The organism is Ruegeria arenilitoris (assembly GCF_013032445.1).
Classification (GTDB): domain Bacteria; phylum Pseudomonadota; class Alphaproteobacteria; order Rhodobacterales; family Rhodobacteraceae; genus Ruegeria; species Ruegeria arenilitoris_F.
This window is the reverse complement of sequence record NZ_WQCA01000077.1, coordinates 1-1,614: the sequence shown is the minus strand read 5'-3', so window position 1 is coordinate 1,614 and position 1,614 is coordinate 1. Positions and strand designations below refer to the sequence as shown.

At 59.7% G+C, this 1,614-nt stretch carries 1 protein-coding gene; it reads right to left on the bottom strand.

Annotated features, from left to right (window positions below):
* The coding region (locus GOW98_RS25475; RefSeq protein ID WP_170337392.1) for a CoA-acylating methylmalonate-semialdehyde dehydrogenase at positions 1–1,487 on the bottom strand (1,487 nt) is incomplete at its 3' end.
* Positions 1,488–1,614 lie beyond the last annotated feature (127 nt).

The window sequence follows — 1,614 nt, the reverse complement described above, 5'->3', positions numbered from 1 at the left end:
GGCATGGTGAATTCAGCGCCTTTGGAGATGCTCTCGGGCCAGCGTTGCATGATGGACTTCTGCTTGGTGTAGAAGCGGACGCCCTCTTCGCCATAGGCGTGGGTGTCGCCGAACAGGCTCTTTTTCCAGCCGCCAAAGCCGTGCCAGGCCATCGGCACCGGGATCGGAACGTTCACACCAACCATGCCAACCTGAATCTGGCGGCCGAACTCGCGCGCGGCGTTGCCGTCGCGGGTGAAGATGCTGACGCCGTTGCCAAACTCATGGTCGTTGATCAGCTGTACGCCCTCGGCAAAGCTTTCGACGCGGACGCAGGACAGCACCGGGCCGAAAATCTCTTCGCGGTAGATGGTCATGTCCGGGGTGACGTTGTCGAACAGGGTGCCACCCATCCAATATCCGTTCTCGTGGCCTTCCAGCGTGAAATCCCGTCCGTCCACGATCAGGTCCGCGCCTTCTTCAACACCTTTGGCGATGTAACCGGTGATGCGTTCATGCGCGGCTTTGGTGACGATCGGGCCCATCTCGGCATCCATTTCAACACCGTTCTTGACCTTGAGGGACGCAAGGCGTTCCTTGATCATTGGTACGATCTTGTCGGCCACGTCACCGACCAGCGTAGCCACCGAGATCGCCATGCAGCGCTCGCCAGCCGAGCCATAGGCGGCGCCCATCAGCGCATCGACGGCCTTGTCCAGATCAGCGTCGGGCATGACCAGCATGTGGTTCTTGGCGCCACCCAGAGCCTGAACACGTTTACCGTGGCGGGCGCCAGTCTCGTAGATGTAATTGGCAATCGGGGTCGAGCCCACGAAGGAGATCGCCTGCACGTCCGGATGCTCGAGCAGCGCGTCAACGGCCACCTTGTCACCCTGAACCACGTTGAAGACGCCATCAGGGAAACCGGCCTCTTTCATCAGTTCGGCATACATCAGCGACGGGGTCGGATCGGTCGGCGAGGGCTTCAGCACAAAGGTGTTGCCTGCCGCGATGGCGACTGGGAACATCCACATCGGCACCATGACCGGAAAGTTGAACGGGGTCACACCGGCCACCACGCCCAAAGGCTGGCGCAGGGTCCAGTTGTCGATACCGGTCGAAACCTGATCGGTGAAATCACCCTTGAGCAACTGCGGGATGCCGCAGGCGAATTCGACGATATCAATGCCGCGCTCGACCTCGCCGCGGGCGTCGGTGAAGACCTTGCCATGCTCGGCGGTGATGGCGCGGGCCAGTTCGCCCTTATGCTCATTCAGCAGGTTCAGGAACTTGTTCATAAGGCGTGCACGGCGGATCGGCGGCATGTTGGACCACGCCGGGAAGGCAGCCTTGGCGGCGGCCACCGCGCGATCAACGTCCTGCGCAGAGGCCAAATCAACCTTGCCCGTCAACTCACCCGTGGCCGGGTTGAACACGTCCTGCGTGTTGCTGCGGGCCCCAGCAAATACTTCGCCATTGATGTAATGGCCGATATCCGTCGTCGTCATGGATGTCTCCTCCTTGGCTGGCCGCACTCTCCCAAATCCAGCACATAGAAATCCAATGACTAATCGAGTCACCTGATATAAACAAAATTAATATGAAACCCGTCAATGATATCCGTATCCTAAACGC